General features: G+C 67.6%; 2 protein-coding genes. Both read left to right on the top strand.

The features are described 5' to 3' along the window. Positions 1 to 1,203 (top strand): circularly permuted type 2 ATP-grasp protein (locus U5A56_RS36750; protein WP_321804526.1); only part of this gene is annotated, 1,203 nt, incomplete at its 5' end. A 64-nt stretch (positions 1,204 to 1,267) separates the two neighbouring features. Next, positions 1,268 to 1,773: alpha-E domain-containing protein (locus tag U5A56_RS36745; RefSeq protein ID WP_321822684.1), on the top strand; the 506-nt coding region annotated here is incomplete at its 3' end.

Here is a 1,773-nt window from a genome sequence, read left to right as displayed (position 1 = left end):
ATCATCTCGGGCGCGGAATGGAGCCGGCTGTCGCTCGGCATCGAGCAGCGCGTGATGGCGCTCAACGCGTTCCTCGACGACATCTACCACCGCCAGGAGATCGTGCGCGCCGGCATCGTGCCGAAGCACCTGATCGCGCACAACGAGGCGTTCATCCCGGAGATGATCGATTTCCGGCCGCCCGGCAACGTTTACACGCACATCATCGGCGTCGACATCGTGCGCACCGCCGAGAACCAGTTCTACGTGCTCGAGGACAACGCGCGCACGCCGTCGGGCGTGTCGTACATGCTGGAAAACCGCGAGACGATGATGCAGCTCTTTCCCGAGCTGTTCCAGCAGGTCAAGGTGCGCCCGGTCGAGACCTATCCGCAGATGCTGCGCCAGTCGCTCGCGGCCGTGTGCCCGCCGGGCGGCAACGCCGACAACCCGACCATCGCCGTGCTCACGCCCGGCATCCACAATTCCGCGTACTACGAACATTCGTTCCTCGCCGACCAGATGGGCGTGCACCTCGTCGAGGGCAGCGACCTGCAGGTGGTCGACGGCCGCGTCGCGATGCGCACCACCGAAGGCTTCAGGCCGATCGACGTGCTGTACCGCCGGGTCGACGACGCGTTCCTCGATCCGCTGACGTTCCGCCCCGATTCGGTGCTCGGCGTGGCCGGGATCATGGACGTCTACCGCGCCGGCAACATCACGATCGCGAACGCGCCCGGCACGGGGATCGCCGACGACAAGGCGATCTACTCGTACATGCCGGAGATCGTCGAGTTCTACACGGGCCGCAAGGCGCTGCTGGAGAACGTACCGACCTGGCGCTGCGGCGAGGCCGACAGCCTGAAATACGTGCTCGAGCATCTCGACGAACTGGTCGTGAAGGAAGTGCACGGCTCGGGCGGCTACGGGATGCTGGTCGGGCCGTGCGCATCGAAGGCCGAGATCGAGGCGTTCGCCGCGAAGCTGCGCGCGCGTCCCGCGAACTACATCGCGCAACCCACGCTGGCGTTGTCCACGACGCCGATCCTGACCGAAGCCGGCCTCGCGCCGCGCCACGTCGACCTGCGGCCATTCGTGCTGGTGTCGGACCGGATCCGCATCACGCCGGGCGGGCTTACGCGCGTCGCGCTGCAGGAAGGCTCGCTGGTCGTCAACTCGAGCCAGGGCGGCGGCACCAAGGACACCTGGGTGCTGGCCGACTGAGCCGGGCACGACCGCGCGCGCCGCAGCCGGCGCGCGAACCGAACGAAGACGGAGTGGACACGAGATGCTTCTGGGACGAACTGCGAGCGGTCTTTACTGGATGTACCGCTATATCGAGCGCGCGGAGAACATCGCGCGCATCGTCGATGCCGGGCTGCGGATGGCGCTCACGCGCACGTCCGACGCGCCGGCCGAATGGTCGTCGGTGCTGGTCAGCTCGGGCGCGGACGACGGCTATCGTCAGAAGTACGACGCCTATGCCGCCGATACCGTGACCGACTACCTGCTGCGCGACCGCGACAACCCGTCGAGCGTGCTGTCGTGCATCGAGGCCGCGCGCTCGAACGCGCGGATGGTGCGCACGGCGCTCACGCGCGAGGCGTGGGAGAGCGTGAACGGCGCATGGCTTGCGCTGCGCCAGGCGCTCGCGCAGCCGGTGCCGGAGAGCGGGCTGCCGGCGGTGCTCGACGAAGTGAAGCGCGAAACCGCGCTGATCCTCGGCAGCTTCTACAGCACGATGCTGCGCAACGAGATCTTCGATTTCGCGCAGATCGGCGCGTTCGTCGAGCG

The organism is Burkholderia sp. BCC1998 (assembly GCF_905339875.1).
Taxonomy (GTDB): Bacteria; Pseudomonadota; Gammaproteobacteria; order Burkholderiales; family Burkholderiaceae; genus Burkholderia.
Note: the sequence above shows the minus strand (reverse complement) of the source record. Positions and strands in the feature narration are given on the sequence as shown.